The sequence below is a fragment of the Arthrobacter sp. 01T414 genome, assembly GCF_056398965.1.
On the sequence record NZ_JBFTQK010000002.1, the window covers coordinates 140,571 to 166,054 of the forward strand.

20 protein-coding genes are annotated in these 25,484 nt (G+C 67.8%); 15 read left to right on the forward strand and 5 right to left on the reverse strand.

What is annotated here, in order from left to right; genetic code table 11:
• Positions 1-37: 37 nt before the first annotated feature.
• From secD to AC1DK9_RS06160, 3 genes are all read left to right on the forward strand, one after another.
• On the forward strand, positions 38-1,798 hold the full coding sequence (gene secD / locus AC1DK9_RS06150) for a protein translocase subunit SecD (protein ID WP_476915328.1): 1,761 nt from the start codon (positions 38-40) through the stop codon (positions 1,796-1,798).
• Positions 1,799-2,806, forward strand: a complete 1,008-nt coding sequence (gene secF, locus AC1DK9_RS06155; protein ID WP_476915329.1) for a protein translocase subunit SecF — start codon at positions 1,799-1,801, stop codon at positions 2,804-2,806.
• Between the two features lie 143 nt (positions 2,807-2,949).
• Positions 2,950-5,343: a RelA/SpoT family protein gene (locus AC1DK9_RS06160; protein WP_476860565.1), complete on the forward strand. Its 2,394-nt coding sequence runs from the start codon at positions 2,950-2,952 to the stop codon at positions 5,341-5,343.
• A 29-nt stretch (positions 5,344-5,372) separates the two neighbouring features.
• Here AC1DK9_RS06160 and AC1DK9_RS06165 read toward each other — a convergent pair whose 3' ends face one another.
• The 3 genes from AC1DK9_RS06165 to AC1DK9_RS06175 form a co-directional block, all read right to left on the reverse strand.
• Entirely contained in the window at positions 5,373-6,083 is a 711-nt protein-coding gene (locus AC1DK9_RS06165; protein ID WP_476915330.1) for a hypothetical protein, read from the reverse strand.
• Between the two features lie 92 nt (positions 6,084-6,175).
• Positions 6,176-7,708 (reverse strand): DUF349 domain-containing protein, encoded by a 1,533-nt coding sequence (locus AC1DK9_RS06170; protein WP_476915331.1) that lies wholly within the window; start codon positions 7,706-7,708, stop codon positions 6,176-6,178.
• 61 nt (positions 7,709-7,769) lie between these two features.
• Positions 7,770-8,576, reverse strand: coding sequence for a peptidylprolyl isomerase (locus AC1DK9_RS06175; RefSeq protein WP_476860568.1), 807 nt, complete (start codon positions 8,574-8,576; stop codon positions 7,770-7,772).
• 222 nt (positions 8,577-8,798) lie between these two features.
• Between AC1DK9_RS06175 and hisS the strand changes: the two genes are divergently transcribed.
• Positions 8,799-10,157 (forward strand): histidine--tRNA ligase, encoded by a 1,359-nt coding sequence (gene hisS / locus AC1DK9_RS06180; RefSeq protein WP_476915332.1) that lies wholly within the window; start codon positions 8,799-8,801, stop codon positions 10,155-10,157.
• A gap of 10 nt (positions 10,158-10,167) precedes the next feature.
• On the opposite strand, the gene AC1DK9_RS06185 is transcribed toward hisS, so the two are convergent.
• Positions 10,168-11,457 carry an APC family permease gene (locus tag AC1DK9_RS06185; RefSeq protein WP_476915333.1) on the reverse strand — a complete coding sequence of 430 codons (1,290 nt, stop codon included), beginning with the start codon at positions 11,455-11,457 and terminating at the stop codon, positions 10,168-10,170.
• A gap of 96 nt (positions 11,458-11,553) precedes the next feature.
• Here AC1DK9_RS06185 and aspS point away from each other — a divergent pair, with 96 nt between their 5' ends.
• Together aspS and AC1DK9_RS06195 are read left to right on the forward strand one after the other, a co-directional pair.
• Positions 11,554-13,335: an aspartate--tRNA ligase gene (gene aspS / locus AC1DK9_RS06190; protein ID WP_476915334.1), complete on the forward strand. Its 1,782-nt coding sequence runs from the start codon at positions 11,554-11,556 to the stop codon at positions 13,333-13,335.
• An 87-nt stretch (positions 13,336-13,422) separates the two neighbouring features.
• Positions 13,423-14,211 (forward strand): GNAT family N-acetyltransferase, encoded by a 789-nt coding sequence (locus AC1DK9_RS06195; RefSeq protein WP_476915335.1) that lies wholly within the window; start codon positions 13,423-13,425, stop codon positions 14,209-14,211.
• Positions 14,212-14,365: 154 nt separating this feature from the next.
• Here the strand turns inward: AC1DK9_RS06195 and AC1DK9_RS06200 are convergent, their stop codons facing one another.
• Positions 14,366-15,016, reverse strand: a complete 651-nt coding sequence (locus AC1DK9_RS06200) for an acVLRF1 family peptidyl-tRNA hydrolase (protein WP_476860578.1) — start codon at positions 15,014-15,016, stop codon at positions 14,366-14,368.
• Positions 15,017-15,093: 77 nt separating this feature from the next.
• On the opposite strand from AC1DK9_RS06200, the gene AC1DK9_RS06205 reads away from it, so the two are divergent.
• The 9 genes from AC1DK9_RS06205 (at position 15,094) to aroC (ending at position 25,463) form a co-directional block, all read left to right on the forward strand.
• Positions 15,094-16,527: a replication-associated recombination protein A gene (locus AC1DK9_RS06205; protein WP_476915336.1), complete on the forward strand. Its 1,434-nt coding sequence runs from the start codon at positions 15,094-15,096 to the stop codon at positions 16,525-16,527.
• A gap of 229 nt (positions 16,528-16,756) precedes the next feature.
• Entirely contained in the window at positions 16,757-17,383 is a 627-nt protein-coding gene (gene rpsD / locus AC1DK9_RS06210; protein ID WP_476860580.1) for a 30S ribosomal protein S4, read from the forward strand.
• A 146-nt stretch (positions 17,384-17,529) separates the two neighbouring features.
• The gene (locus tag AC1DK9_RS06215) at positions 17,530-17,904 is read left to right on the forward strand and encodes a DUF948 domain-containing protein (RefSeq protein WP_476860581.1); all 375 of its coding nucleotides are present in this window, start codon (positions 17,530-17,532) and stop codon (positions 17,902-17,904) included.
• A 22-nt stretch (positions 17,905-17,926) separates the two neighbouring features.
• Complete coding sequence (locus AC1DK9_RS06220; protein WP_476860582.1) at positions 17,927-18,181, forward strand: hypothetical protein; 255 nt, start codon at positions 17,927-17,929, stop codon at positions 18,179-18,181.
• Between the two features lie 182 nt (positions 18,182-18,363).
• Positions 18,364-21,042, forward strand: coding sequence for an alanine--tRNA ligase (alaS, locus tag AC1DK9_RS06225; RefSeq protein ID WP_476915337.1), 2,679 nt, complete (start codon positions 18,364-18,366; stop codon positions 21,040-21,042).
• 15 nt (positions 21,043-21,057) lie between these two features.
• Positions 21,058-21,675: a Holliday junction resolvase RuvX gene (gene ruvX, locus AC1DK9_RS06230; RefSeq protein ID WP_476860584.1), complete on the forward strand. Its 618-nt coding sequence runs from the start codon at positions 21,058-21,060 to the stop codon at positions 21,673-21,675.
• Positions 21,656-23,362, forward strand: coding sequence for an endolytic transglycosylase MltG (gene mltG / locus AC1DK9_RS06235; RefSeq protein ID WP_476915338.1), 1,707 nt, complete (start codon positions 21,656-21,658; stop codon positions 23,360-23,362). The genes ruvX and mltG overlap by 20 nt, the downstream gene beginning before the upstream one ends.
• On the forward strand, positions 23,359-24,237 hold the full coding sequence (locus AC1DK9_RS06240) for a shikimate dehydrogenase (protein WP_476915339.1): 879 nt from the start codon (positions 23,359-23,361) through the stop codon (positions 24,235-24,237). Before mltG ends, AC1DK9_RS06240 begins: the two co-directional genes overlap by 4 nt.
• A gap of 26 nt (positions 24,238-24,263) precedes the next feature.
• Complete coding sequence (aroC, locus tag AC1DK9_RS06245; protein WP_476915340.1) at positions 24,264-25,463, forward strand: chorismate synthase; 1,200 nt, start codon at positions 24,264-24,266, stop codon at positions 25,461-25,463.
• Positions 25,464-25,484 lie beyond the last annotated feature (21 nt).

A 25,484-nucleotide genomic window follows, 5' to 3' on the forward strand; every position in this document is an offset into this window, starting at 1 on the left:
ACCGGCGGTTCCTCCGTAAACAATAGAAAGATCGACAATGGCACGAACTGGCCCTAAAAACTCAGCCCTCAGGGTGCTGGTCTGGCTTGGCGTTATTCTCGCCGTCTTGACGGCCGTCCTGGCGGGCGGCACCATGGCCGGGCAGGCGAGCTGGGCTCCGAAGCTGGCCCTGGACCTTGAAGGCGGCACCCAGATGATTCTGGCGCCCAAGGTTGCGGGCGGTTCGGACATTAACGAAGAGCAGCTAAACCAGGCCGTGGCGATCATCCGCCAGCGCGTGGACGGCTCCGGCGTCGCGGAAGCAGAAATCAGCACGCAGTCCGGCCGCAACGTGGTCGTCAGCCTGCCCGGCACTCCTTCCAAGGAGACGCGCAAGCTGATTCAGGCCTCCGCCGACATGAACTTCCGCCCGGTCATCCAGGCCGGTGCCGGCGCGGCGGTTCCCGCCGCGTCCCGGACTCCGGAAGCGAAGCTGCCCAAGCCCACCGCCGCGCCGAAGAACAGCAGCGACGAGAACTGGGTCACCGCGGACGTCTACAAGAAGTTCGAGGCGCTTGACTGCGACAACCCGTCCCAGGACAAGCAGGAGCGCTCCGATCCCGCCAAGCCACTGGTCACCTGCGAGCCCGCCGCCGACGGCCGGCCCGCGGTCAAGTACATCCTCGGACCGGTCGAGGTCAAGGGATCCAACATCAAGACCTCCTCCTTCCAGCTGCAGCGCGGCGCGCAGGGTGCGGTCACCAACCAGTGGGCCGTCGACATCCAGTTCGACGACGAAGGCACCGCCAAGTTCAAGACCGTCACCGAGCGGCTGAACAAGTTCTACGTCGACGCCGGCGGCGAGACCGGATCGGATCCGAAGTCGCAGTTCGCCATCGTGCTGGACGACCAGGTCATCTCCGCGCCGAGGTCCCAGGCCGTCATCACCGATGGCCGTCCCCAGATCACCGGCGGCTTCACCGAGGAGTCCGCCAAGGCGCTCTCCGACCAGCTCCGCTTCGGCGCGCTGCCGATCAGCTTCGAGATCCAGAGCGACCAGCAGATCTCGGCCACGCTCGGCGGGGAGCAGCTCCGCATGGGCATGCTCGCCGGCCTGATCGGCCTGCTGCTCGTGGTGGTCTACTCGCTGTTCCAGTACCGGGCACTCGGCTTCGTCACCGTCGCCTCGCTCGTCGTGGCCGGTGCACTGACCTACCTGGCCATCGCCATCCTGGGCTGGACGGAGAACTACCGCCTGTCCCTGGCCGGTGTGGCCGGCATCATCGTGGCAATCGGCCAGACCGCGGACTCCTTCATCGTCTACTTCGAACGTATCCGTGACGAGCTCCGTGAGGGCCGCGGCCTGATCTCAGCCGTGGAGAACGGCTGGAAGCGCGCCAAGCGGACCGTGCTGGCCTCCAAGGCCGTCAACCTGCTGGCAGCCCTCGTGCTCTACTTCGTGGCGGTCGGCAACGTTCGCGGCTTCGCGTTCACGCTGGGCCTGACCGCGATCGCCGACCTGATCGTCGTCTTTATGTTCACCCATCCGACCCTCCAGGTCCTTGCCCGGACCAAGTTCTTCGGCGAAGGCCACAAGTTCTCCGGCCTGGACCCCAAGCGGCTCGGCGCCGTGCCCCTCTACCGGGGTGCCGGACGGATCCGTACACCGGAGGACAAGCCGGTTGCGGCCCCGCGCGCCAAGAACACCGGTGCCGTGGCCGAGGCCGAACGCCGGATGACCATTGCAGAACGACGCCTCGCGGAAAAGCAGGAACAGCTTGCTGGTTCCTCCAAGAGCGCGTCCAAGGAGGGCAAGTAAATGGCCAGCTTCGCTACTTTCGGTAACGAGCTTTACACGGGCAAGCGTTCGTACGACTTTGTCGGTTCCAAGAAGATCTGGTTCCTGATCGCCGCGGCCGCCGTCGTGCTCTCGATCCTGCTGCCGATCGCCAAGGGCGGGTTCAACCTGGGCATCGAATTCCGCGGCGGTTCGGAGTTCACGGTGTCCAACGTCAAGGATCGCGACGCCACGCTTGGCGAGAAAGCCGTCCAGGAGGTCGTTTCCGGCAGCCTGCCGCGTGTTGCCAACGTGGCCGGCAACACCATGCGCATCCAGACGGACAAGCTCAGCGACGACGAGGTCATCAAAGTCAAGGAAGGCCTCACCAAGGCCTACGGCGTGACCGACAACGAGGTCACGTCCACCTTCGTGGGCCCGACCTGGGGCGCGGACGTCACCAAGCAGGCGCTGATCGGCCTGGCGATCTTCGTGGGCCTCGCCGCCGTCCTGATGGCGCTGTACTTCCGAACCTGGAAAATGTCGCTGTCCGCCCTCGCCGGCATGGTCGTGACGATGTTCATCACAGCCGGGGTCTACTCGCTGAGCGACTTCGAAGTTACCCCCTCGGCCATCATCGGCTTCCTGACCGTGCTGAGCTACTCGCTCTACGACACCGTGGTGGTCTTCGACAAGATCCGGGAAAACACCTCGGATCTGCAGGCGTCCACCCGGCGCACGTTCGCCGAAGAGGTCAACCTCGCCGTGAACCAGACGCTGGTGCGGTCCATCAACACCATGATGGTGGCCATCCTGCCGGTCGGTGCGATCCTCTTCATCGGCGCCGGCCTGCTGGGCGCGGGAACCCTCCGGGATCTCTCGCTGGCCCTGTTCGTGGGCATCCTGATCGGCACCGCGGCGACCATTTTCGTCGCCGCACCGCTGTACGCCTGGCTGCGCCAGGGGGAGCCGGACCTGATCAAGCAGGCCCGGCGCGTYGAGCAGCGCCGCACCGAGAATGCCGCCAAGGCGGCACCCGCCACGGCCTAGCCGCAGGCACCGCAGCAGACCGCCCGACGGGCCGGAGAACGTCCCCGCGACGTTGTCCGGCCCGTCGCCGTTGGTCCCGGTTATCGAAGTATCCAGCTGCGGGAATAGACTTGAATAATTAACGGGTTGTGAGAGGTGCTTCATTGGAAGAACGTTCGACGCCGGTGCCTGCAGCCCCGGCGGATAAGGCTACCGGCCAGGGGCCCCAGACTGGCGTGGTTGCTGCCGGACGCCCGGACACGGCCGTGCCCGTCGACAACTCCGGAACCCGTCCCACCTTCCCCGGTCGCCGCGAACGCACCCGCTCCCGGCTCGCGCGCCTGACCGGCCGCGGGACGCCGTCGTACTCGCCCATTCTGGAACCCCTGCTGCGCACCGTGCGCGCCAACAACCCCAAGGACGACTTCGAGCTCATCCAGCGCGCCTTCGTCGTCGCCGAACGCTGCCACCGCGGACAAAAGCGCAAGAGCGGCGACCCGTACATCACCCATCCGGTGGCCGTCGCCACGATCCTGGCCGAGCTTGGATTGAGCGGAACGACGCTGGCCGCCGCGCTGCTGCATGACACGGTTGAAGACACCTCGTACACCCTGGACGACCTCAAGGGCGAGTTCGGTCCCGAGGTCGCCATGCTGGTTGACGGCGTGACCAAGCTGGACAAGGTCAGCTTCGGCGAGGCCGCCCAGTCCGAGACCGTCCGCAAAATGGTCGTGGCCATGGCCAAGGACATCCGCGTGCTTATGATCAAGCTCGCCGACCGGCTGCACAACGCCCGCACCTGGCGTTTCGTCTCGGCGGAATCCTCTGCCCGCAAGGCCCGGGAGACCCTGGAGATCTTCGCGCCGCTGGCCCACCGGCTCGGCATGAACACCATCAAGTGGGAACTCGAGGACCTCTCCTTCGCTGCGCTTTACCCCAAGGTGTACGAGGAAATCGTGCGCATGGTGGGGGACCGCACCCCTGAGCGGGAGAAGAACCTCGCCGTCATCCGCAGCCAGATCACCGAGGACCTGCGCGCAGCCAAGATCAAGGCCACGATCACCGGCCGGCCCAAGCACTACTACTCCATCTACCAGAAGATGATCGTCCGCGATAAGGACTTCGACGACATCAACGACCTGATGGGTGTCCGGGTGCTCGTCGACTCGGTGCGGGACTGCTACGCCGCCCTGGGTGCGATGCACTCGCGCTGGAACCCGCTTCCGGGCCGGTTCAAGGACTACATCGCGATGCCCAAGTTCAACATGTACCAATCGCTGCACACTACGGTGATTGGCCCTGGCGGCAAGCCCGTGGAAATCCAGATCAGGACCCACGAGATGCACCGCCGCGCCGAATACGGCGTCGCGGCGCACTGGAAATACAAGGACCAGCCCAACCGCACGGCCGCCGGTCCGGGGAGCCCTCGCGACGGCGACATGGGCTGGCTGCGCTCCCTCGTGGACTGGCAGCAGGAAACCTCCGACCCCGGCGAGTTCCTCGATTCGCTGCGCTTCGAGATCAACGCCCGCGAGGTGTTCGTCTTCACCCCCAAGGGCGAGGTCATGGCCCTCCCTGCCGGTTCGACGCCGGTGGACTTCGCCTATGCGGTCCACACCGAGGTGGGGCACCGGACCATCGGCGCGCGCGTCAACGGCAAACTGGTGCCGCTCAACAGCGAACTCAACCACGGCGACTGGGTCGAGATCTTCACCTCCAAGGCCGAAGGCGCCGGCCCCAGCCAGGACTGGCAGCACTTCGTCAAGAGCGCCCGCGCCCGGAACAAGATCCGGCAGTGGTTCAGCAAGGAACGCCGCGAAGAGGCCATTGACCGGGGCAAGGACCTGCTCACCAAGGCGATGCGCAAGCAGAACCTGCCGCTGCAGCGCCTGATGACGCACGACGCCCTGGCCGCGATCGCCGAGGACTTCAAGTACACCGACATTTCCGGGCTCTACGCTGGCGTCGGCGACGGCCACACCTCGGCCCAGTCCGTGATGGAGCGGCTCGTCGAAAGCCTCGGCGGCAACGAGACTCCCGAGGACGACCTCACCGAGGTTTCGATTCCCACGCAGGTCACCAAGGCCCGGTACTCGGACTCCGGCGTGGTGGTCCGCGGCGTTGACGATGTCTGGGTGAAGCTGGCACGCTGCTGCACGCCGGTGCCACCGGACCCGATCCTGGGCTTCGTCACGCGCGGCTCCGGCGTCTCCGTGCACCGGACCGACTGCACCAATGTGTCCGGCCTGATGGACCAGCCGGACCGGATCGTCGAAGTCGAGTGGGCGCCGACCCAGTCCAGCGTGTTCCTGGTGGAAATCCAGGTTGAAGCCCTGGACCGCAAGTCGCTGCTCTCCGACGTCACCCGGATCCTCTCCGAGAACCACGTCAATATCCTGGCCGCAAGCGTGCACACCTCCACCGACCGGGTGGCGATCTCCAAGTTCGCCTTCGAGATGGGCGATCCGAAGTACCTGAGCCACGTCCTCAGCGCTGTCCGGCGCATCGACGGTGTCTTCGACGTCTATCGCACCACGGGCAACCGCCGCCGCAGCTAGCGGCCCGGCCCGGCGAGGGCTCCGGACAGCTAGGGGTCCGGGCCAGCCGTGCCATCCCGCTCAGCCAGCAGTGTCGCGAGCTTTGCCAGGGCCGACTTCCGGTACGGCACCCGGGGGACGGCCTCCACCGCCCGGATGAGCAGCCGCAGCCGCACCCCGAGGGCGGGTGCGGCCAGGAAGGCGCTGAGGGCCGGGAGGGCCCGCTCCGCTTCCACGTGCAGGGCGATGTCCACCGCCGTCCGCAGCGGGCTGGACACCATGAGCCCGCCCATGCTGACGACGTCGAACGGCCCCAGCCGGACTTCATGGAAAGTGCAGCCGCGGGCACCCCGGAGGCTCGAAACGCGGCGGTTGGCGTCGACGAGCAGCGCGGTGCGGTCCGGCTCCCCGGTGCAGCCGTAGATCCATGCAGCGGTCATCCGTCCGGCGACTACCCGTTGGCGGATGGACGCCGGAATCGTGCAGGCGGCCGCCCGTGCGCGCAACTGCGGGGTGGAGGCGGCGCCGGGCGGCAGGTAGCCGTGCTGCGAGAGCCGCGTCAGCACGCCGTCGGATGCCATGGCCTGCAGTTCGGCCCAGGAGAAGAGCGTCCCCGGGGAATAGAGCACCCCGGCGCCGCCGGGCTGGTTCGAACCCGCGGGCTGGTTCGAACCCGCGGGCGCGGCCGCGCGGGCAGTGGTGGGCGGTGCGGGGCCGGCGTCGGGGAGACTCGCGGCGGGGTAGCCGGGGTGCAGCGTCATCTAGCCATCGTTGCGCCCGGCCCCGGACATGAGACAGGCCCCGTCCCGGTCATGTGGATAACCGGAGCGGGGCCTGCTGCTGTCAGCGGGTCCTAGGACAGTTCGCTGGCGGAGCGCTCGAGCTGCTCAAGCCAGGCCTGGCGTGCGTCCAGGGCTTCCTGGGCAGCCTTGATCTTGCGCTCGTCACCGGCCTTCTCGGCCTTGGCCAGGTCCTCCTTGAGCCCTGCGATGGCTGACTCGAGCTGGGACAGGGCGCTGTTGGTGCGGGCCTTGGTCTCCGGGTTGGAGCGCTTCCAGTTCTCGTCCTCGGCGTGGCGGACGGCGTCCTCCACCTTCCGCAGGCCGGCTTCAATCCGTCCCATGTCGGCGCGGGGAACCTTGCCGGCTTCCTCCCACCGGTCACGGATGGACTGCAGCGCCTTCTTGGCCGATGCGAGGTCCTTAATGGGCAGCAGCTCGTTGGCCTCCACCAGCAGGGCTTCCTTCACCTTGAGGTTGGCGCCGTACTCCTGGTCGATCTCCTCGTTGGCGGCCTGGCGATTCGTGAAGAAGACGTCCTGCGCAGCGCGGAAACGGGCCCACAGGGCGTCGTCATCCTTGCGGCTGGCGCGCGGGGAGGCCTTCCACTGGTCCATCAGGCGGCGGTACTCGCCGGCGGCGAAGCCCCAGTCGGTCGAGGAGGAGAGCGCCTCAGCCTCGGTGATCAGCTTTTCCTTGGCGGCCTTGGCTGCCGAGTTGTTGCTGTCCAGCTGGGAGAAGTACGCACGGCGGTGACGGTCGAAGACGGTGCGGGCGGCGCGGAACCGCTTCCAGAGGGCGTCTTCGTTGCTGCGGCCGAGCCGGACGCCGCTCTTCTGGGCCGTCTTCCAGCTCTCGAAGAGCTCGTTCATCCGGGCGCTGGAGGTCTTCCACTGGATCTGCGCCGGGTCGTGGCCGGCGATTTCCTCGGCTTCGGCCACGATGGCTTCACGGGCTGCGAGCTCGGCGGCGCGGACGGCGTCATGCTCCGCCTTCTCGGTCTTTTCGAGTTCGGTGATCTGGCCGGACAGCGTGTCCAAGCGGGCCTCCGCGGCGCGCAGATCGCCCACCATGTTGCGCTCAGCCAGCAGTTCGCGCAGGTGCGTGACGGTCTTCTGCATGTCCGTGGCCGGAGCCTTGGAGGCTACGCGTTGTTCCAACAGCACGATCTGGGCAACGACGTCGTCGTACTTGCGGGCAAAGTAGCCAAGGGCCTCGTCATCGCTGACGCCCGGGTACTGGCCGACAGGGTGCTCCTCGCCATCGATGGTCAGGAACACGTGGCCGTCGCCCTCGACGCGGCCCCAGCGTGCAGCCTCGGCCAGCGAAGTGGCACTCGACGCGGAGGTGGCGGCAGGCGTTGCCAGCGAGGGTGCCGCCTTCGGGCGCGCGGCGAAGGCGGCCGGCGATGGGGCCGGACGGGGCGCGGGGGCCGGGGCAGGGGCCGCGGCCGGAGCAGACTCCGGCGCTGCCGGCGCCTCTGCCGGGCTGGCACCGGTCTCGGTTACCGCACCAGCTTCGTTGGCCGTGTCGGTCACCGTCGCCTCGGCTTCGGTCTCGTTGGCAGCTGCTGCCACTGTTTCGTCGGATTTCTGACTGTCTGTCACCGCTAGAAGTCTTTCGCTTGGAGGGAAATACCGGCACCGCGGCCGCGAGGGCCCCGGCTGGTTACTTCAGAGAGAACGAGTCTATCGTGACTGGTTCCACAGGCGCGCCGTCCGTGGCGCTGGCGCCGGGTTTGACTCCGGCTGCCGCAATCTTGCTAACCACATCCAAGCCGGATGTGACCTTACCTACCACCGTGTATCCGCCGGCGGCGTCGGCAGGGATCTCGGTGTCCTTGTAGACGATGAAGAACTGCGTACCGTTGCCGTACGCATTGCCGCCGGTCCGTGCCACGGCAATGGTGCCCGCCGGGTACTTGTTGTTGGCGGGGGTGTTCTCCAGCGGACCCCAGGTGTAGGCGGGGTCGCCATTGCCGTCGCCGGTCTTGGAACCGCACTGCAACACGCCGAAAGAGGGGGCGGTGGTGAGCCGGTGGCAGCTGAGGCCCTTGTAGAAGTTCTTGTCCGCGAGCGATTTGAACACGGCGGCCGCCTGCGGTGCCTTGCGGCCGTCGAGCGAAACGCCCAGGCTGCCGCGGTTGAGGGCCAGGGTGCCGGTGAAGGTCTTCCCGGCCGCTGTTTCCGGCTTGGGGATGTTCGCGCCGTTGCTTGCTGCGGGGGAGGGGGAACCTGAGGCCGACGGACTTTCCAGTCCTGCCTCCGCTGCCTTGAATTCATCCTCGCTGGGGTTGCTGGAAAATACCGTCAGCTGCAGCACGACGGCGAGGATGAGCGCGGCGGCACCGCCGGCGGTCGCGAGGAGGTTATCGCGTTTCCGGCGTTTGTCCTGCTCCCGGCGAAGCTCGCGCTTCGCCTCCATCTGCTGGACGCGCCGCTTGGCTTCGCGGGCGCTCCGTGAACTGGCCGCCAAAAGTCCTCCTGGTTCTAGGGCCGCATCCCTGGCCGCGCCGTCGGCGCAGATCGGGGTGCAGCGCGCATGCTGCGGCAGCGCCGCCGGCCGCAGCCGCATTAGAGATGCGCGCGCCGAAAGCATAAACTGACTGCCGCACACAGTTTATGCACGACCGGCCGGTCAGCGCGCGACGCCGCGGCCGTTGCAGCCGCCGTCGTTATTAGAGGAGAAAATTCCACCATGGCACGCACCGCCTCCCTGTCCGGATTCCCCGAGTGGCTTCCCGAGGAGCGGCTGGTGGAGCTGCATGTGCTGGACACCCTTCGGCGGACTTTTGAACTGCACGGCTTCTCCTCGATCGAGACGCGTGCCGTGGAGACGGTGGGCCAGCTGCTCCGCAAGGGCGAAATCGACAAAGAGGTTTACGGCCTGAGCCGTCTGCAGGACGACGAGGGAGAGTCCGCGGGCGGTGCAGCCGCGGCGCACAAGGCCGACCCGCACGCCCTCGCCCTGCACTTCGACCTCACCGTGCCGTTCGCGCGCTACGTGGTGGAGAATGCCGGCTACCTGGCGTTCCCGTTCCGCCGCTACCAGATCCAGAAGGTCTGGCGCGGCGAGCGTCCGCAGGAGGGACGCGCCCGCGAGTTCACCCAGGCGGACATCGACGTCGTCGGCGACGGCGAGCTCCCGTTCCGCTACGACGTCGAGATCGCGCTGGTGATCGCGGAGGCCCTGAGCGCCCTCCCGATTCCGGACTTCCTGCTCCGGATCAACAACCGGAAGCTGGCCGAGGGCTTCTACAACGGCATCGGCCTGACCGACACGGCCGGGGTGCTGCGCAGCATCGACAAACTCGAGAAGATCGGCCCGGCCAAGGTGGCGGAGCTGCTCAAGACCGAGCTCGGCGCCACCGAGGAGCAGGCGCAGGCAGCGCTCAAACTCGCCGCGATCCGCACCGGGGACACCTCGTTCGTGCAGCAGGTCCGGGCGCTCGGCGTGAACAACGAGTTGCTCGAGGAAGGCCTGAACGAGCTGGAACAGGTCCTTGCTGCCGCCGTCCAGCGTGCCCCGGGCAAGGTGGTCGCGGACCTCAGCATCGCCCGGGGGCTCGACTACTACACCGGCACCGTGGTGGAAACCATCCTGGTGGGCCACGAGCAGCTCGGTTCAATCTGCTCCGGCGGACGTTACGACGCGCTGGCGAGCAAGGGAAACCGAAAGTTCCCCGGCGTCGGACTGTCGATTGGCGTCACCCGCCTGGTGTCGCGGATCCTCAGCCAGGAGCTGGCCAAGGCGTCCCGCGCAGTGCCCACCGCCGTGCTGGTGGCGCTCAACAACGATGAAAGCTGGGGCGCGGCGCAGGACGTCGCCGCGCAGCTGCGGGCCCGGGGGATCGCCACCGAGGTTGCGGCCAAGGCTGAGAAGTTCGGCAAGCAGATCAAGTTCGCGGACCGCCGCGGCATCCCGTTCGTCTGGTTCACCGACGACGACGGCAAGCACCAGGTCAAGGACATTCGCACCGGCGAACAGTCCGACGCCGATCCGGCCAGTTGGACGCCGGCCGAGGAAGACCTGCACGTCCGCGTGACCCGGGCCTAGGCCCGCACGCTCAGTTCCCGCTGCGCCGCCGGTGTCGGAGGACCAGTAAGCGACCGGCGACACCGACGGCCAGTACAGCGGCCATGCCCAGCGCCGAGGCCGGCGGCAGCGTCACAGCCAGGACCAGGCAGCCGGCGAAACCCAGCACGTTGAGCCACCGCGGGGCGAGGCGGCGGGGCCCGGTGAGGGTGAAGGCCGCGGCGTTGGTCACGGCGTAATAGATCAGCACCCCGAAGCTTGAGAATCCGACCACGGTCATTACGTTGGTGCTCAGTAGCAGGATGATGACGACGGCGGCGACAGCAAGTTCCGCCACAAACGGAACCGTGTGGGCGCCGCCCACGCGGGCCAGTGGCGCCGGCAGATCGCGTTCCCGGGCCATTGCCAGGGTGGTCCGGGCCACCCCGGTGATGAGGGCCAGCAGTGCGCCCAGGCACGCGGCCGCGGCCCCGGCCTGGACGAAGGGAACGCCGGCGTTGAGCCGGGAAGCCAACACCGCGTCCAGCAGCGGCGCCGTCGAACCGGCCAGCTGCTCAGCCGGCAAGTGCCACTGCAGCAGCGCGGCGAGCCCGAGGTAGATCACGAAGGCGCCAGCCAGAGCAGCCAGGATGGCCCGCGGGATGGTGCGCGCCGGGTCTCTTACTTCCTCGCCCAGGGTGGCGATCCGGGCATAGCCGGCGAAGGCGAAAAACATCAGCCCGGCCGCGGGCAACACGCCCCACGGGTTCCCGCCCGCAACTCCGGTGCCGGGCAACCCGCCCGGCGCCGCGCCGGCACCGGCAGGGTGCGGGCCGAGCAGCGAGGCCACGGCGACGAACACCAGGGTGGCCAGCACCGCGGCGAGCAGGATCCTGGTCAGCAGCGCCGTCCGCGTGATGCCAAGCAGGTTCACGCCGGTCAGCACGACCACGGCGGCCACCGCCAGCGGGGTGGCGAAGCCGGGCGCCACATAGTGCCCGAAGGTCAGCGCCATCGCCGCGCAGGAGGCGGTCTTGCCCGTCACGAAACCCCAGCCGGCGATGAAGCCCGGCCATTCTCCCAGTTGCTTCCGGCCGTACACGTAGGTGCCGCCGCTGGACGGATACCGGGCTGCCAGTTGTGCCGACGCCACCGCGTTGCAGTAGGCCACCACGCCCGCCAGGGCCACGGCGACGGTCAGCAGCGGGCCGGCGAGGGCGGCGGCGGGGGAGAAGACCACGAACACCCCGGCCCCCAGCATGGAGCCCAGGCCGATCGCGGTGGAATCAAAGACGCCCAGGCGCCGCTGCAGCTGCCCGGGCGGGGTCGGTTGGCTTGCCATGGCGGTGGTGGCCTTTCCAACGGGTAAACTCGAACGGGACCGTTCCCGTAGCGGTCCCATTTAACACCACCCTGTTTTCCTTCTGAAAGGCGAGCTGTGCTGCGCACACACGACCTCGGATCCCTTCGCTCCGAGCACATTGGACAAACCGTAACCCTCGCCGGCTGGGTCGGCCGGCGTCGTGACCACGGTGGTGTCGCATTCGTGGACCTGCGCGACGCTTCGGGCGTCGCTCAGGTGGTCGTCCGCGAAGAGGAGGTCTTCCACGGCCTCCGCAACGAGTTCGTGCTGCAGGTGATCGGCACCGTTTCCAAGCGTCCGGAGGGCAACGAGAACCCCGCGCTGGCCACCGGCGAGATCGAGGTGATGGCCGAGAAGGTCACCATCCTCAACACCTCCGATCCGCTGCCGTTCCAGATCGATGAGCATGTAGAAGTGGGCGAGGAAGCCCGCCTCAAGCACCGCTACCTGGACCTGCGCCGCCCCGGCCCCGCCCGCAACCTGCGCCTGCGCTCCGAGGCCAACCGGGTGGCCCGCGAGCTGCTGCACCAGGACGGCTACGTCGAGATCGAGACGCCCACGCTGACGCGTTCGACGCCGGAAGGCGCCCGCGACTTCGTCGTCCCCGCCCGCCTCGCGCCGGGTTCCTGGTATGCGCTGCCGCAGTCGCCCCAGCTCTTCAAACAGCTCCTGCAGGTCGGCGGCTTCGAAAAGTACTACCAGATCGCCCGTTGCTACCGTGACGAGGATTTCCGCGCCGACCGCCAGCCCGAGTTCACCCAGCTCGACATCGAAGCCAGTTTCGTGGAGCAGGATGACATCATCAACCTGGGCGAGAGCATCGTGAAGGCGCTGTGGAAGCTGATCGACGTCGAGATTCCGACGCCGATCCAGCGCATCACCTACAACGACGCGATGGCCCGCTACGGCTCGGACAAGCCGGACCTGCGCTTCGGCCAGGAACTCACCGAGCTCACCGAGTTCTTCAAGGACACCAACTTCGGCGTCTTCAAGGCTCCCTACGTCGGTGCCGTCGTGATGCCGGGCGGTGCCTCGCAGGCCCGCCGGGCCCTCGACGCCTGGCAGGAATGGGCCAAGCAGCGCGGCGCCAAGGGCCTCGCCTATGTCCTCTTCAAGGAAGACGGCGAACTTGCCGGCCCCGTCGCCAAGAACCTGACCGAAACCGAACGTGCCGGCCTCGCCGACGCCGTGGGCGCCAAGCCGGGCGACTGCATCTTCTTCGCCGCCGGCGAGAAGACCCCGTCCCGGGCGCTGCTCGGCGCCGCTCGCGTCGAGATCGGCCACCGCACCGGCCTGATCAACCCGAGCGACTGGGCTTTCTGCTGGGTTGTCGACGCGCCGATGTTCGAACCGGCAGCCGCAGCGGTCGCCTCCGGCGACGTCGCGGTCGGCGGCGGCAAGTGGACGGCCGTGCACCACGCCTTCACCTCGCCCAAGCCGGAGTTCATGGACAGCTTCGACACGGACCCGGAAACCGCCTTGGCCTACGCCTACGACATCGTCTGCAACGGCAACGAAATCGGCGGCGGCTCCATCCGTATCCACCAGGGCGACGTCCAGGAGCGCGTCTTCAAGGTGATGGGCCTTTCGCACGAGGACGCCCAGGAGAAGTTCGGCTTCCTGCTCGAGGGCTTCAAGTTCGGCGCGCCCCCGCACGGCGGCATCGCCTTCGGCTGGGACCGCGTCGTCTCGCTGCTCGCCGGCGTTGACTCCATCCGCGACGTCATCGCGTTCCCGAAGTCCGGCGGCGGCTACGACCCGCTGACCCAGGCGCCTGCACCCATCACGGCGCAGCAGCGCAAGGAAGCCGGCGTCGACTTCAAGCCGGAGGCTAAGAAGGACGACGGCGCCAAGTAGCCCGGCATGATCTGCGGCAACGGCTCCCCGGGCAACCGGGGGGCCGTTGCTGTGCCGACGGACAATCACCTTGCGGAGGTCACAGACATGGCAGCAGCACCCGGAGTGGAAACGTTGATGGACGCCGCCTGGGCTGCCCCCGAACGCGAGGAGTCCGGTGGCTGGGTCCTCCGGGCTGCCTCGGGAGTGACGCAGCGGGCCAACTCGGTCTGGCCCCGCGAGCCGGGAGTGGACGGTCCCGCACTGTCCGCCGCGCTCCGGGACGCCCGGCTCTGGTACCGCGTCCGGCGCCAGCCGCTGATCTTCCAGGTCTTCGACGACCCGCGGTCCGCGCCGCTCAACACCCTGCTCGACGCGGAGGGCTTCACCCGGCAATCGGAAACCCTCATCCTGGTCCGGGACGCCCGCAGCTCCGTTCCCGGCTCCGGCCGTGGCGTCGAGATCGCCACGGAGCCCTCGGCAGAGTGGCTGCAACTGTGGTGGAGCGTCGACGGCCGCGGTGGGCCGGCCGAACTCGACGTCGCCCGCGGGATCCTGACCGGCTGCCCCTCGCTGTACGCCCTCGTCCGCGACGACGACGGCGCCCCCGCCGCCGTCGGGCGCCTTGCGCTGCCCGACGCGGAACCCGGTGGTCCGCGGCGGGGCGGGCTGTACTGCATGGCGACCCGCCCCGATGCGCGCAGGCGCGGCCACGCCGGACGGGTGTTGCAGGCGTTGCTTGGTGAGGGAATGCGCCTGGGCCTTGACGGGTACTGGCTGCTCGTTACGATGGCCAACATCGGGGCGCAGGAACTCTACGCCAGGGCAGGCTTCGAGGAATCGGGCCGCTACCTTTACCGGCAGGAACGGCAGAAGCGGCACCTGACCGGCTGCTGACCCGTTCCCGCCCGCGACCCCGCCTGCCTGCCCCGCCCGTCCCGCCGTTTAGACGGTTCCCTGCGCGCTAGACGTAGCGCAGCATCGAATGGGCACGGAACCGTCGAAACGGCCGGGGGCGTGCCGGAGACCAACCCGCCGGGGCAGCGCGTGCTTACGACGCAGGCGGGTCCGTGACCAGTATCCGCACTGCACACGCGTCGGCCGCGGCTTTCTTTAGCACTGCCGCCCGCGGATCCGGAACGTCCAGGAACGGGAGCCGGAGATGCGCCGCGTAACCCTTGAGCACGGGTTCGGCGAGTACTTGCTCTGCCAGGGAACGGTCCCCGCCCGGGGCGAGGTATTCGACGCTTTGGTCCGCGAAAATCCTTGCGGCGTGCTCGGCGACGGCCTCCACCAGGGCGTCCGCCTGGTTGGCGCGGCGCCGGGCAAAGCGCTGCTGGGACCAGCCTCCGGCCGCCGTGCGGGACTGCACATGCCGGGTCCCGGTCTTGGATGCAAGGATCTGCCCCTCGGACACCACCGCTACCGAATAGCCGCCGCGCCGCACCAGGACCAGGCCGAGCCGACGCGGCTGCGATGCCAGGGACGCCAGCCGGGCGACGGAATCGCCGCCGCGCCCCGGGCGCCCGCCGTCCGGCCAGGGTGGCAGCAGCAGGGCCGTGGCGCCGTCGGCCGCCAACAGCCGCAGCCCGGACTCCTCCGGTTCTTCCCGCGACTCTCCATGGCTCGCCTTGAAGCGCTCCACCCAGCCGGGCAGCCGGTCACCGGAGACGAACGCCACACGGGTGTCGGGGCTGGCCATGGCGGGGATCTCCGTCGGGGGTAGCAGGGGCGGCTGCCGTGTCAGGGCGGCCCGGGAACTAGAAGTAGCCTATCTATGTGGATGATCTCTTTGGCTCAGGGCAGGACAACGCGTCCGCTAACGACGACGTTGACGTCGAAGAGGCCGGCGGCAGCTCCCTTAGCGCCGCTCCGACCCGCTCCGCACCGCGAAGCCCGTTGGCAGTCCGGATGCGGCCGCGCAGCCTGGACGATGTCGTGGGCCAACAGCACCTCCTGGGCCAGGGCTCACCGCTCCGGCAGCTCGCGGCCGGCAGCGACGCCACCGGGCCGGCCGGGCCGAGCTCTCTCATTCTCTGGGGACCCCCGGGCACCGGCAAGACCACCCTGGCGCACGTTATCGCAAAGGGCCCGGGCCGGAAGTTCGTTGAGCTCTCCGCTATCACCGCCGGCGTGAAAGACGTCCGGCGCGTCATGGACGAGGCCCTCACCGCGCGGGACCTTTACAAAACGACGACTGTGCTTTTCCTGGACGAGATCCACCGCTTCAACAAGGCCCAGCAGGACGCCCTGCTGCCCGGGGTCGAGAACCGCTGGGTGGTCCTGGTCGCGGCCACCACCGAGAACCCGTCCTTCTCCGTGGTGTCGCCGCTGCTGTCCCGGTCGCTGCTGCTGACGCTCAAGCCGCTTACCGACGCCGACGTCGAAGGGCTGCTGCGGCGGGCCGCCGAGGATCCACGGGGCCTGAACGGCAAGGTGGAGCTCGACGGGGAAGCCCTCGCCCACCTGGTCCGGCTATCCGGCGGGGACGCGCGCCGGGCGCTGACAGCGCTGGAGGCGGCGGCCGGCGTCGCCTTCGGAGACGCAGACGACGCCGACGGCGCCGGTGAGGCTCCCGTCAAAATCGAACTCAAACACACCGAACGGGCGCTCGACGTCGCCTCGGTGCGCTACGACCGTGCCGGCGACCAGCACTACGACGTCGCCAGCGCGTTCATCAAGTCCATCCGGGGATCCGACGTCGACGCCGCGCTGCACTATCTGGCCAGGATGCTGGAGGCGGGCGAGGACCCCCGCTTTGTGGCCCGCCGGATCGTAATCTCCGCGGCCGAAGACGTTGGCATGGCCGACCCCACCGCCTTGCAGACAGCGGTGGCCGCAGCCCAGGCGGTGCAGCTTATCGGCATGCCCGAGGGGCGCATCATCCTGGCCGAGGCAGTCGTCCACCTCGCCACCGCCCCGAAGTCCAACGCCGCCTACATGGGCATCAACCAGGCGATCGCCGACGTCCGTGCCGGCCTCGGGAACGGCATCCCGGCCCACCTGCGGGACGCGCACTACCCGGGATCCAAGCAGCTCGGCCACGGCAAGGGCTACAAGTATGCCCACGACGCGCCGCATGCGGTGGCCAAGCAGCAGTATCCGCCGGACGACCTCGTGGGCCGGAACTACTACGAACCCACGGCCAACGGCGCAGAACGGGACATCTCCACCCGGCTGGAGCGGCTGCGGAAGATCATCCGGGGCAAGTAGGGCCCGGGGCAAGTAGGGGGGTAGCAGCGGCAAGCAGGCGCCAGGGATCGCCATGGTAGGATGGTTCGTTGTCTGGCAAGGCACGGACGCACAATCCACCAGTTTTCGGCAGTTCATGCTGATTTGATGGGTTTGCCCTGTGCCCAGTAGCAAAAGGCAGCGGTTGGCCGATGCTCTCCATCGTGGAGGCCAGTAACACTGACACACCGCAGATATTGGAAGGACACAAGTGGCTAACAACACTCGTGCTCGCCGTACCGCACGCCTCTCGCGTGCACTCGGCATCGCTCTGACCCCCAAGGCCGCCAAGTACATGGAGCGCCGCCCGTACGGTCCCGGTGAGCATGGCCGTGCCCGCAAGAAGCAGGACTCCGACTACGCCGTACGTCTGCGCGAAAAGCAGCGTCTGCGCGCCCAGTACGGCATCCGCGAAGCCCAGATGACCCGTGCCTTCGAAGAAGCGCGCCGCACCAAGGGCCTGACCGGTGAAAACCTGATCGAACTGCTCGAAATGCGTCTCGACGCCCTCGTGCTGCGTGCAGGCTTCGCCCGCACCATCGCCCAGGCCCGCCAGATGGTTGTGCACCGCCACATCCTCGTCGACGGCATCCGCGTTGACCGCCCGTCTTTCCGCGTCGGTGAGGGCCAGCTGGTCCACGTCCACAGCCGCAGCGAGACCATGCCTCCCTTCCAGGTGGCAGCAGCCGGCGCGCACCGCGATGTCCTGCCGATGGTTCCGGCCTACCTGGACGTCAAGCTTGACGCCCTGCAGGCCCGCCTGGTCCGTCGCCCGAAGCGCTCCGAGATCCCCGTGACCTGCGAAGAGCAGCTCGTCGTGGAATTCTACGCACGCTAGATCCAACGCGACACCTTACGAAGAAGCCCGTGGCAAGCGCCACGGGCTTCTTTGTATGTAAGGTACTTGGGGGAGTTCTCCGCCTGCCGTGTCCGGCAGCGGAGGTCGACGCAGGAATCCACGTAGTTTCAAGGAGATGAACATCTATGTCTGGTGGCGATATTGCCGGCCTGATCGCGGCCGGTGTGTTTGCACTGCTGGTCCTGCTGCTCGCCGTGCCGATCCTCAAGCTCGGGGGAGTCTTCGACGAGGTGCGCAGCAGCATCCGGTCGATCAGCGACGGCGCCACCCCGCTCATGGACGAGGTCACCGCCACCGTCTCCACCACCAACCAGCAGCTGAAGAAGGTCGACGGGATCGCCTCCAACGTCTCCGACGCCTCCGCCAACATCTCGGCCTTGTCCTCGCTGGTCGCCGCGACGGTCGGTTCGCCGTTGATCAAGGTTGCCGCCTTCAGCTACGGCGTGCGGTCCGCGTTCTCGGCGCGCAAGAAGCCCACTTCCGGCCGCCGCAGCCGCTGACCCAACCCTGAGAGGACCTGACATGAACAGAATCATCTGGATGGGTATCGGCGTCGCGATTGGCGTCATCGCCTTCCGTAAGCTCACCGAGGCGCAGTCCACCCTCGGACCGGAAGGCCTCAACCGGGCCGTCGGCCGGCTCGCCGACGGCGTCTACGATTTCGCCGACGCCGTCCGAGTAGGCATGCGGGAGCGGGAAACCGAACTCCGCACCGCGCTTGGGGTCGATGGAGCCGCTGACGGCGCCATCGCCGGTCGGGATGCGGTCCGGCGTTAGCCGGGAGAGAATTAGAAACAAGGGTGCCCCGCGGGGCGCCTGCCGGAACCACGCCGGCACATCAGAGTGTTCCGAAAGACCGGCAGCAAGGTGTCTGCCGTCTACTCCGCCGTGAGTACCGCTGGCAAGAATCCGGCCGGAACCAACGACGTAGTGCATATTGAAGGGTAAGTAACCAGGTTATGAAGTCGCAGGAGATCACCAAGCGCTGGATCGACTTTTTTGTCAGCAAGGGCCACACGGCGGTGCCTTCCGCCTCCTTGGTCTCCAGCGACCCGTCCCTGCTGTTCACGGTTGCCGGCATGGTGCCGTTCATCCCGTACCTGACCGCGCGCGAGGAAGCCCCTTACTCCCGTGCCACCAGCGTGCAGAAGTGCATCCGCACCGGCGACATCGAGGAAGTCGGCAAGACTGCCCGGCACGGCACCTTCTTCCAGATGTGCGGCAACTTCTCCTTTGGCGATTACTTCAAGGAAGACGCCATCAAGTTTGCCTGGGAACTGCTTACCACGAGCGTCGACGACGGCGGCTATGGCCTGCCGCCTGAGCGCCTCTGGGTCACCGTCTACGAAGAAGATGACGAGGCCAAAGAGCTTTGGCTGAAGAACACCGGCGTTCCGGCCGAGCGGATCCAGCGGATGGGCAAGGCGGACAACTACTGGTCCACCGGCCAGCCCGGCCCCGCAGGCCCGTGCTCCGAGATCTACTACGACCGCGGCCCCGCCTACGGCATCGAGGGCGGCCCGCTGGCCGACGAGACCCGTTACATCGAGATCTGGAACCTCGTGTTCATGCAGTACCAGATCGACAACGTGCGCTCCAAGGTGGACTTTGACATCACCGGCGAACTGCCGAAGAAGAACATCGATACCGGCCTCGGCATGGAGCGCCTTGCGATGATCCTGCAGGGCGTCGAGAACATGTACGAGACGGACCAGGTCCGCCCGGTGATCGATAAGGCCGCCGCGCTCTCCGGCAAGGAATACACCTCCGCCGAGACCCCGGAAGACCCGCACCACACGGACGACGTCCGGATGCGCGTCGTCGCCGACCACATCCGTTCGGCCCTGATGCTGATCGCCGACGGCGTCACCCCCTCAAACGAAGGCCGGGGCTACGTGCTGCGCCGCCTGATCCGCCGCGCCGTGCGTTCAATGCGGCTTCTCGGCGTCGAAAAGGCCTGCCTGCCCGAGCTGCTGCCCGCGTCCCGGGACGCCATGAAGGGTGTCTACCCGATCGTGGAGACCGACTTCGACCGGATCAGCCGGATTGCTTACGCCGAGGAGAAGGCGTTCCTGCGCACCATCGCTTCCGGCACCGCCCGCCTTGAGGACGCCGTGAAGGAATCCAAGGCCGCCGGACAGCCGCTCTCCGGCGCCGACGCCTTCGCCCTGCACGACACCTACGGCTTCCCGATCGACCTCACCCTGGAAATGGCCGAGGAAGCCGGGCTCAAGGTCGACGAGCCCGAGTTCCGCAAGCTCATGCTCGAACAGCGCCAGCGCGCCCAGGCGGATGCCAAGGGCAAGAAGGGCGCCCACGCCGACCTGTCCGCTTTCCAGGAACTGCTGGCCGGCGGTGAGACCGTCTTCACCGGCTACACCGAACTCGCCGGCGAGTCCAAAGTCCGCGGCATCCTTGCCGGCGGCCGCAAGGTCTCGCAGGCGTCCACCGGCGAGGAAATCGAACTCGTCCTCGCCGAGACCCCGTTCTACGCCGAAGCCGGCGGCCAGGCCGCCGATACCGGCCTCATCACCGGCGACGGCTTCGTCGTCGAGGTCCTGGACGTGCAGCGGCCGATCAAGGGCCTGAGCGTGCACAAGGCAATCGTCCGCGAAGGCGAAATCGGTGCCGACTCACAGGTCCTCGCCGCCGTCGACCGGGAACGCCGGCACGCCGCCGAGCAGGCGCACACCGGCACGCACATTGTGCACGCGGCGCTGCACCAGATCCTTGGGCCGGAGGCGCTGCAGCGCGGCTCCTTCAACAAGGCCGGCTACCTCCGCTTCGACTTCGCCTGGGGTGAAGGCCTGAGCGCCGCCACGCGCTCCGAAATCGAGGAAGTCTCCAACATCGCCATCCGGAACAACTTCCAGGTGCAGACCAAGGTCATGGGCCTTGCCGAGGCGAAGGCCCTCGGCGCCATGGCGCTGTTCGGCGAGAACTACGGCAACGAGGTCCGCGTCGTCGAGATCGACGGCGCCTGGTCCCGTGAGCTCTGCGGCGGCACGCACGTTTCGAACACTTCGCTGATCGGCAGCCTGTCGCTGCTGGGCGAACAGTCCGTCGGTTCGGGAAACCGCCGCGTGGAGGCCTTCGTCGGCATGGACGCGTTCCGGCACCTCGCCGCTGAACGCGCCCTGGTGACCGAACTCACCGAAATGCTGAAGGTTCCCTCCGGCCTGCTCACCGAACGCATCGCCAGCACGCTGAGCAAGCTGAAGACGGCCGAGAAGGAACTTGAGCGGCTGCGCAAGGAACAGCTCACGGCCGCCGCCGCCCAGTTGGTGGGCACTGCCAGGGACGCTGCCGGGGTCAAGGTCATCGCGCACGACGCCGGCCAGGTCAGCGGAGCCGACGACCTTCGCGGCCTCGCCCTGGACCTTCGCACCCGCCTCGGCTCCGAGCCGGCCGCCGTCGCGGTCGCCGGCGTCAGCAATGACCGCCCGGTCATCCTGATCGCCACCAACGAGGCAGCCCGGTCCGCCGGCGTCAAGGCCGGTGCGCTGGTGCGTCTCGCCGCGGGTATCCTCGGCGGCGGCGGTGGCGGCAAGGACGACGTTGCCCAGGGCGGCGGCACCGACGCTGCCAAGGTCGGCGCTGCCCTGACCGCGGTCGTGGACGCCATCACCAAGCGCTGACCCCCGGGACCCTGAATGACTGAAGCAGCCGTGCCCGGCGTCTACCCCCAGGGCGTGAAACTCGGGGTAGACGTCGGCACCGTTCGGGTGGGCGTCGCGGTATGCGACCGCGACGGCATCCTGGCCACGCCGCTGCGGACGCTGACCCGGAACGTGAAGAAGAACACCGACGTCCGGATCCTCGCCAACCTTGCCGTGGAGCTCGGTGCTGTCGAAATTTTTGTGGGCCTGCCACGGACCATGAAGGGCGAGGAGCACGCTTCCGCCCGAATGGCCACCGAATATGCGAAGCTACTGGTCAGTAAACTATCGGAGGCCGGATCCTGCCTGCCGGTGAGGCTGATCGACGAGCGACTGAGCACGGTGACAGCCCACCGCGAGCTGCACCAAGCTGGCATGAGCAGCAGGGACCATCGTAAAGTAGTTGATCAGGTCGCGGCCGCAGGTATCCTGCAACATGCGATCGATATGCAAAAGGCCAGGGGAACGGATGTAGGAAGCCGCGTTAGCGCGGACGACCTCCAACCGGGGCCACCCGGCGACGGCGCTCTGCCCGTCCCGGAAGTACACACGCATTCTGCACAACGCATTCTGCCCAAAATGGAAGGCTACAGTGAGCCCGGTCAACAATGACGACTCCTCTGGTGTTGCCGACGGCGGCGCCGGCCGTCCGCTGACGCGCAAAGAAATCAGGGCACAGGAGAAGTTCCTGGCCACTCAGGGTCACGACGTCATCCCGCCCCAGGCCTTCGAGACCGGACGGGAGGCTCCGGCTGCGCCGCAAGCCGACGCCTCGGCCCCGGCTGAAGCACCCCGGCAGTCCTCCGCCGGCGCCCCGGAGCTCCCGGACGCCGCGCCGACCGTTCACGAGCCGCTGGACGAGGTCCCGGCAGCTGAACCCGTGCACCAGGAACCCGAGCACGAGGAGCCCGTCCCCGCAGCGGAGGGGTACCAGCAGCCAGAGCATGCGGCGTTCCAGCCGGACGAGCCCGTTCACGACGAGCCCATCGACGAAGCTCCCCTCCATGACGCACCCCTCCACGACGAGCCGGTGCACGAATACGCTGGCGGGATGTCCCGCGAGGAGACTCTCCGCCGCGCTGACGCCTTGCAGTATGGCCACAGCCTTCATCACGAGGCGGAAGTCCACCCGGCCTACTCGGACCACCCCGATGATGAGGCCCACCACGTCTACGACGACGAGCCCGGCCACGACCTGATGGCTGGCGCCCCCCGTATTCCCACCACCAAGGGTCCCTCGAAGAAGGTCCGACGGCGCCGCCGCTTCCTGGCACTGGTCCTGACGCTTGCCGTCTTCGTGGTCGCGATCGTCGTGGGAGCTCAGTTCATCAAGCCATTGCTTGGTGGCGACAAGCTCGCTGACTACCCGGGTCCGGGAACCGGCTCGGTGACCATCACTGTTCCGCCTGGCGCCGGACCCCGGTCCGTTGCAGCCGAGATGGAATCCAAGAAGGTGATTGCGAACGCCGACACTTTCGTCAAGCAGTTCGTCGCCGCGGGCGGCGCCCTGAGCCCCGGAACCTTCACGATGCGCAACGAAATGAACAACGCGGACGCCGTGAACGTGCTGTTGAACAAGGGCCAGGAAAAGGTCATGTACTTCGCGCTGAGCGCCGGCATGAGGATCAACGAATCGCTGCAGTCCATCTCCGAAGGCACCGGGATCCCGGTCAGCGAACTCAAGGCCCTCAGCGACTCCCCGAAGCAGTTCGGCGTGCCGTCCAAGGCCAAGAACCTTGAAGGATTCCTCTTCCCGGGTGAATACCGGTTCCCGCTCGGCACCTCCGGCAAGGACGTGCTGCAGAAACTGGTCGGCAGCACCCTCGAGGAACTGAAGGCCCAGGGCGTGACGGATCCGGCCAAGCAGTACGACGTGCTGACGGTCGCAAGCATCGTGCAGGCCGAAGGCGGCCAGGCCGAATACGGAGACGTCGCCGGCGCCATCTACAACCGGCTCAAGCCCAACAACACCGAGACGAACGGGCTGATCCAGTCCGACGCCACGGTGACCTACGGGCTGGGAATCCGGAGCTTCCACATCGACGAGGCCCAGAAGGCCGATAAGTCGAACAAGTACAACACCTACGCCAATACAGGCCTGCCGGCCGGCCCGATCGGTTCGCCGGGCAAGCGGGCGATCGACGCGGCCGCCAAGCCGAAGAAGAACGACTACCTCTACTGGGTCACGATCAACCTGGACACCAAGGAAACCAAGTTCTCCAAGACCCTGGCCGAGCACAACGGCTACGTGGCCAAGTACAACGCCTGGTGCGAGGCCAACCCCGGACGTTGCGTGTGACACTGCGGGCCGCCGTCCTCGGGCATCCCATCAGCCATTCGAAATCACCGGCCTTGCATCGCGCCGCCTATGCGAAGCTCGGCGTCGACATGGATTACGACGCCGTCGACGTCACCGAGGATGCCCTTGCGGCCTTCATGGCCGGCGTCCGCGGTGACGAACGGTGGCGCGGGCTGTCCGTGACGATGCCGCTCAAGGCCGCCATGGCTGCAGAGGTGGACGAGATCCGTGGCATCGCTCAGCAGTTGGGCGTCATCAACACCGTGGCATTCGAACCCGGGGACGCAGCGGGCGGCACCCGCCTGGTGGGCTACAACACCGACGTCGCCGGGATCGTCAACGCCCTCCGGTACGCCGGCGCGGCCGGAGAACCCTCCGCCGTCGTCCTCGGTGGCGGCGGGACAGCAGCAGCCGCCATCGCCGCGCTCAAGGAACTCGGAGCGCCGTCCGCGGCCGTCTACGTACGGGACATCGGCCGTGCCGTCGAGGCCCGGGCCGCGGCCGCAGCCGTAGGGCTCCCGCTTGAGGTGCTGCCGCTGAACGCAGCGGCGCCTGCGATGGCAGCAGCCGACGTCGTGATCTCCACCTTGCCGCCGCGGGCCGCGGACGGCTTGGCGGAGGAACTGGCGGCAGGCCTGGCCCGGCACGGCGCTCAAGCCGGCGGTGTGCTGCTTGACGTCGCTTACGACCCCTGGCCCAGCCGTCTCGCCTCGGCCTGGACGGACGCGGGCGGACGCGTGGTCCCCGGCCTCGAAATGCTGCTGTACCAGGCGGTCGAGCAGGTTCGCCATTTCACCGGCCTGGAGCGCGCCGTGCCCGCGGAAGTCATAGATGTGATGTGTGACGCAGTCGGGGCACCCCGACGGGTGTTCTAAGTGCCTCGCATGGCAGGATGGATTTTATGTTGCGTTGGTTGACTGCCGGAGAATCCCATGGTCCGGCCCTGGTCGGAATTATCGAAGGCGTCCCCGCAGGTGTTGAACTCACCCGGGACCAGATCGTCGCGGCGCTGGCCCGACGGCGCCTCGGGTACGGCCGCGGTGCCCGGATGAAGTTCGAACAGGACGCTGTGACGGTCCTGGGCGGCGTCCGGCACGGGCTGACCCAGGGCGGTCCGGTCGCTATCCAGGTCGGCAACACCGAGTGGCCCAAGTGGGAGCAGATCATGTCCGCCGATCCGGTGGATCCCGAAGCCCTCGCCGACCAGGCCCGTAACGCGCCGCTTACCCGGCCCCGGCCGGGTCACGCCGATTTCACCGGCATGCAGAAGTACGGCTTTGACGAGGCCCGTCCGGTCCTGGAGCGCGCCAGCGCCCGGGAAACCGCCACCCGCGTGGCCTTGGGCGCCGTCGCCGCCGCATTCCTCAAGCAGCTCGGCATTGAACTGGTCTCCCACACGGTGTCCATTGCCAGCGTTTCCGTCCCGGAAGGCCGGCCGCTGCCGGTGCCGGACAACGTGCTGGCCCTCGACGCCGACCCGCTGCGTTGTTTCGACCGCGAAACCTCGGACGCCATGGTCGCGGAGGTGGACATGGCGCACAAGGAAGGCGAAACCCTCGGCGGCGTTGTCGAAGTCCTAGCCTACGGACTTCCCCCGGGGCTGGGCAGCTACGTGCACTGGGACCGGCGTCTTGACTCGCGCCTGGCCGCTGCCCTGATGGGCATCCAGGCCATCAAGGGCGTGGAAGTCGGCGATGGTTTCCTCACCGCCGCGCGCCGCGGCTCCGCAGCCCACGACGAAATCGTCAAGGACCAGGACGGCAGGATCATCCGCACGTCCAACCGGGCCGGCGGCATCGAAGGCGGCATGAGCATCGGTGACGTGCTCCGGGTCCGGGCCGCGATGAAGCCGATCGCCACGGTACCGCGCGCCCTCAAGACGGTCGACATCAGCACCGGCGAAGCGGCGAAGGCACACCACCAGCGCTCGGACGTCTGTGCCGTCCCGGCCGCCGGCGTGGTGGCCGAGGCCATGGTGGCGCTGGTCCTCGCCGAAGCAGTCACGGAAAAGTTCGGCGGCGACTCCGTGCAGGAGACCGCCCGCAACATCAAGGGTTACCTGGACAACATTCCGGCGTCCCTGGACTCGATCGGGCACTAGTGGCGGCCCGTCACGCGCCGC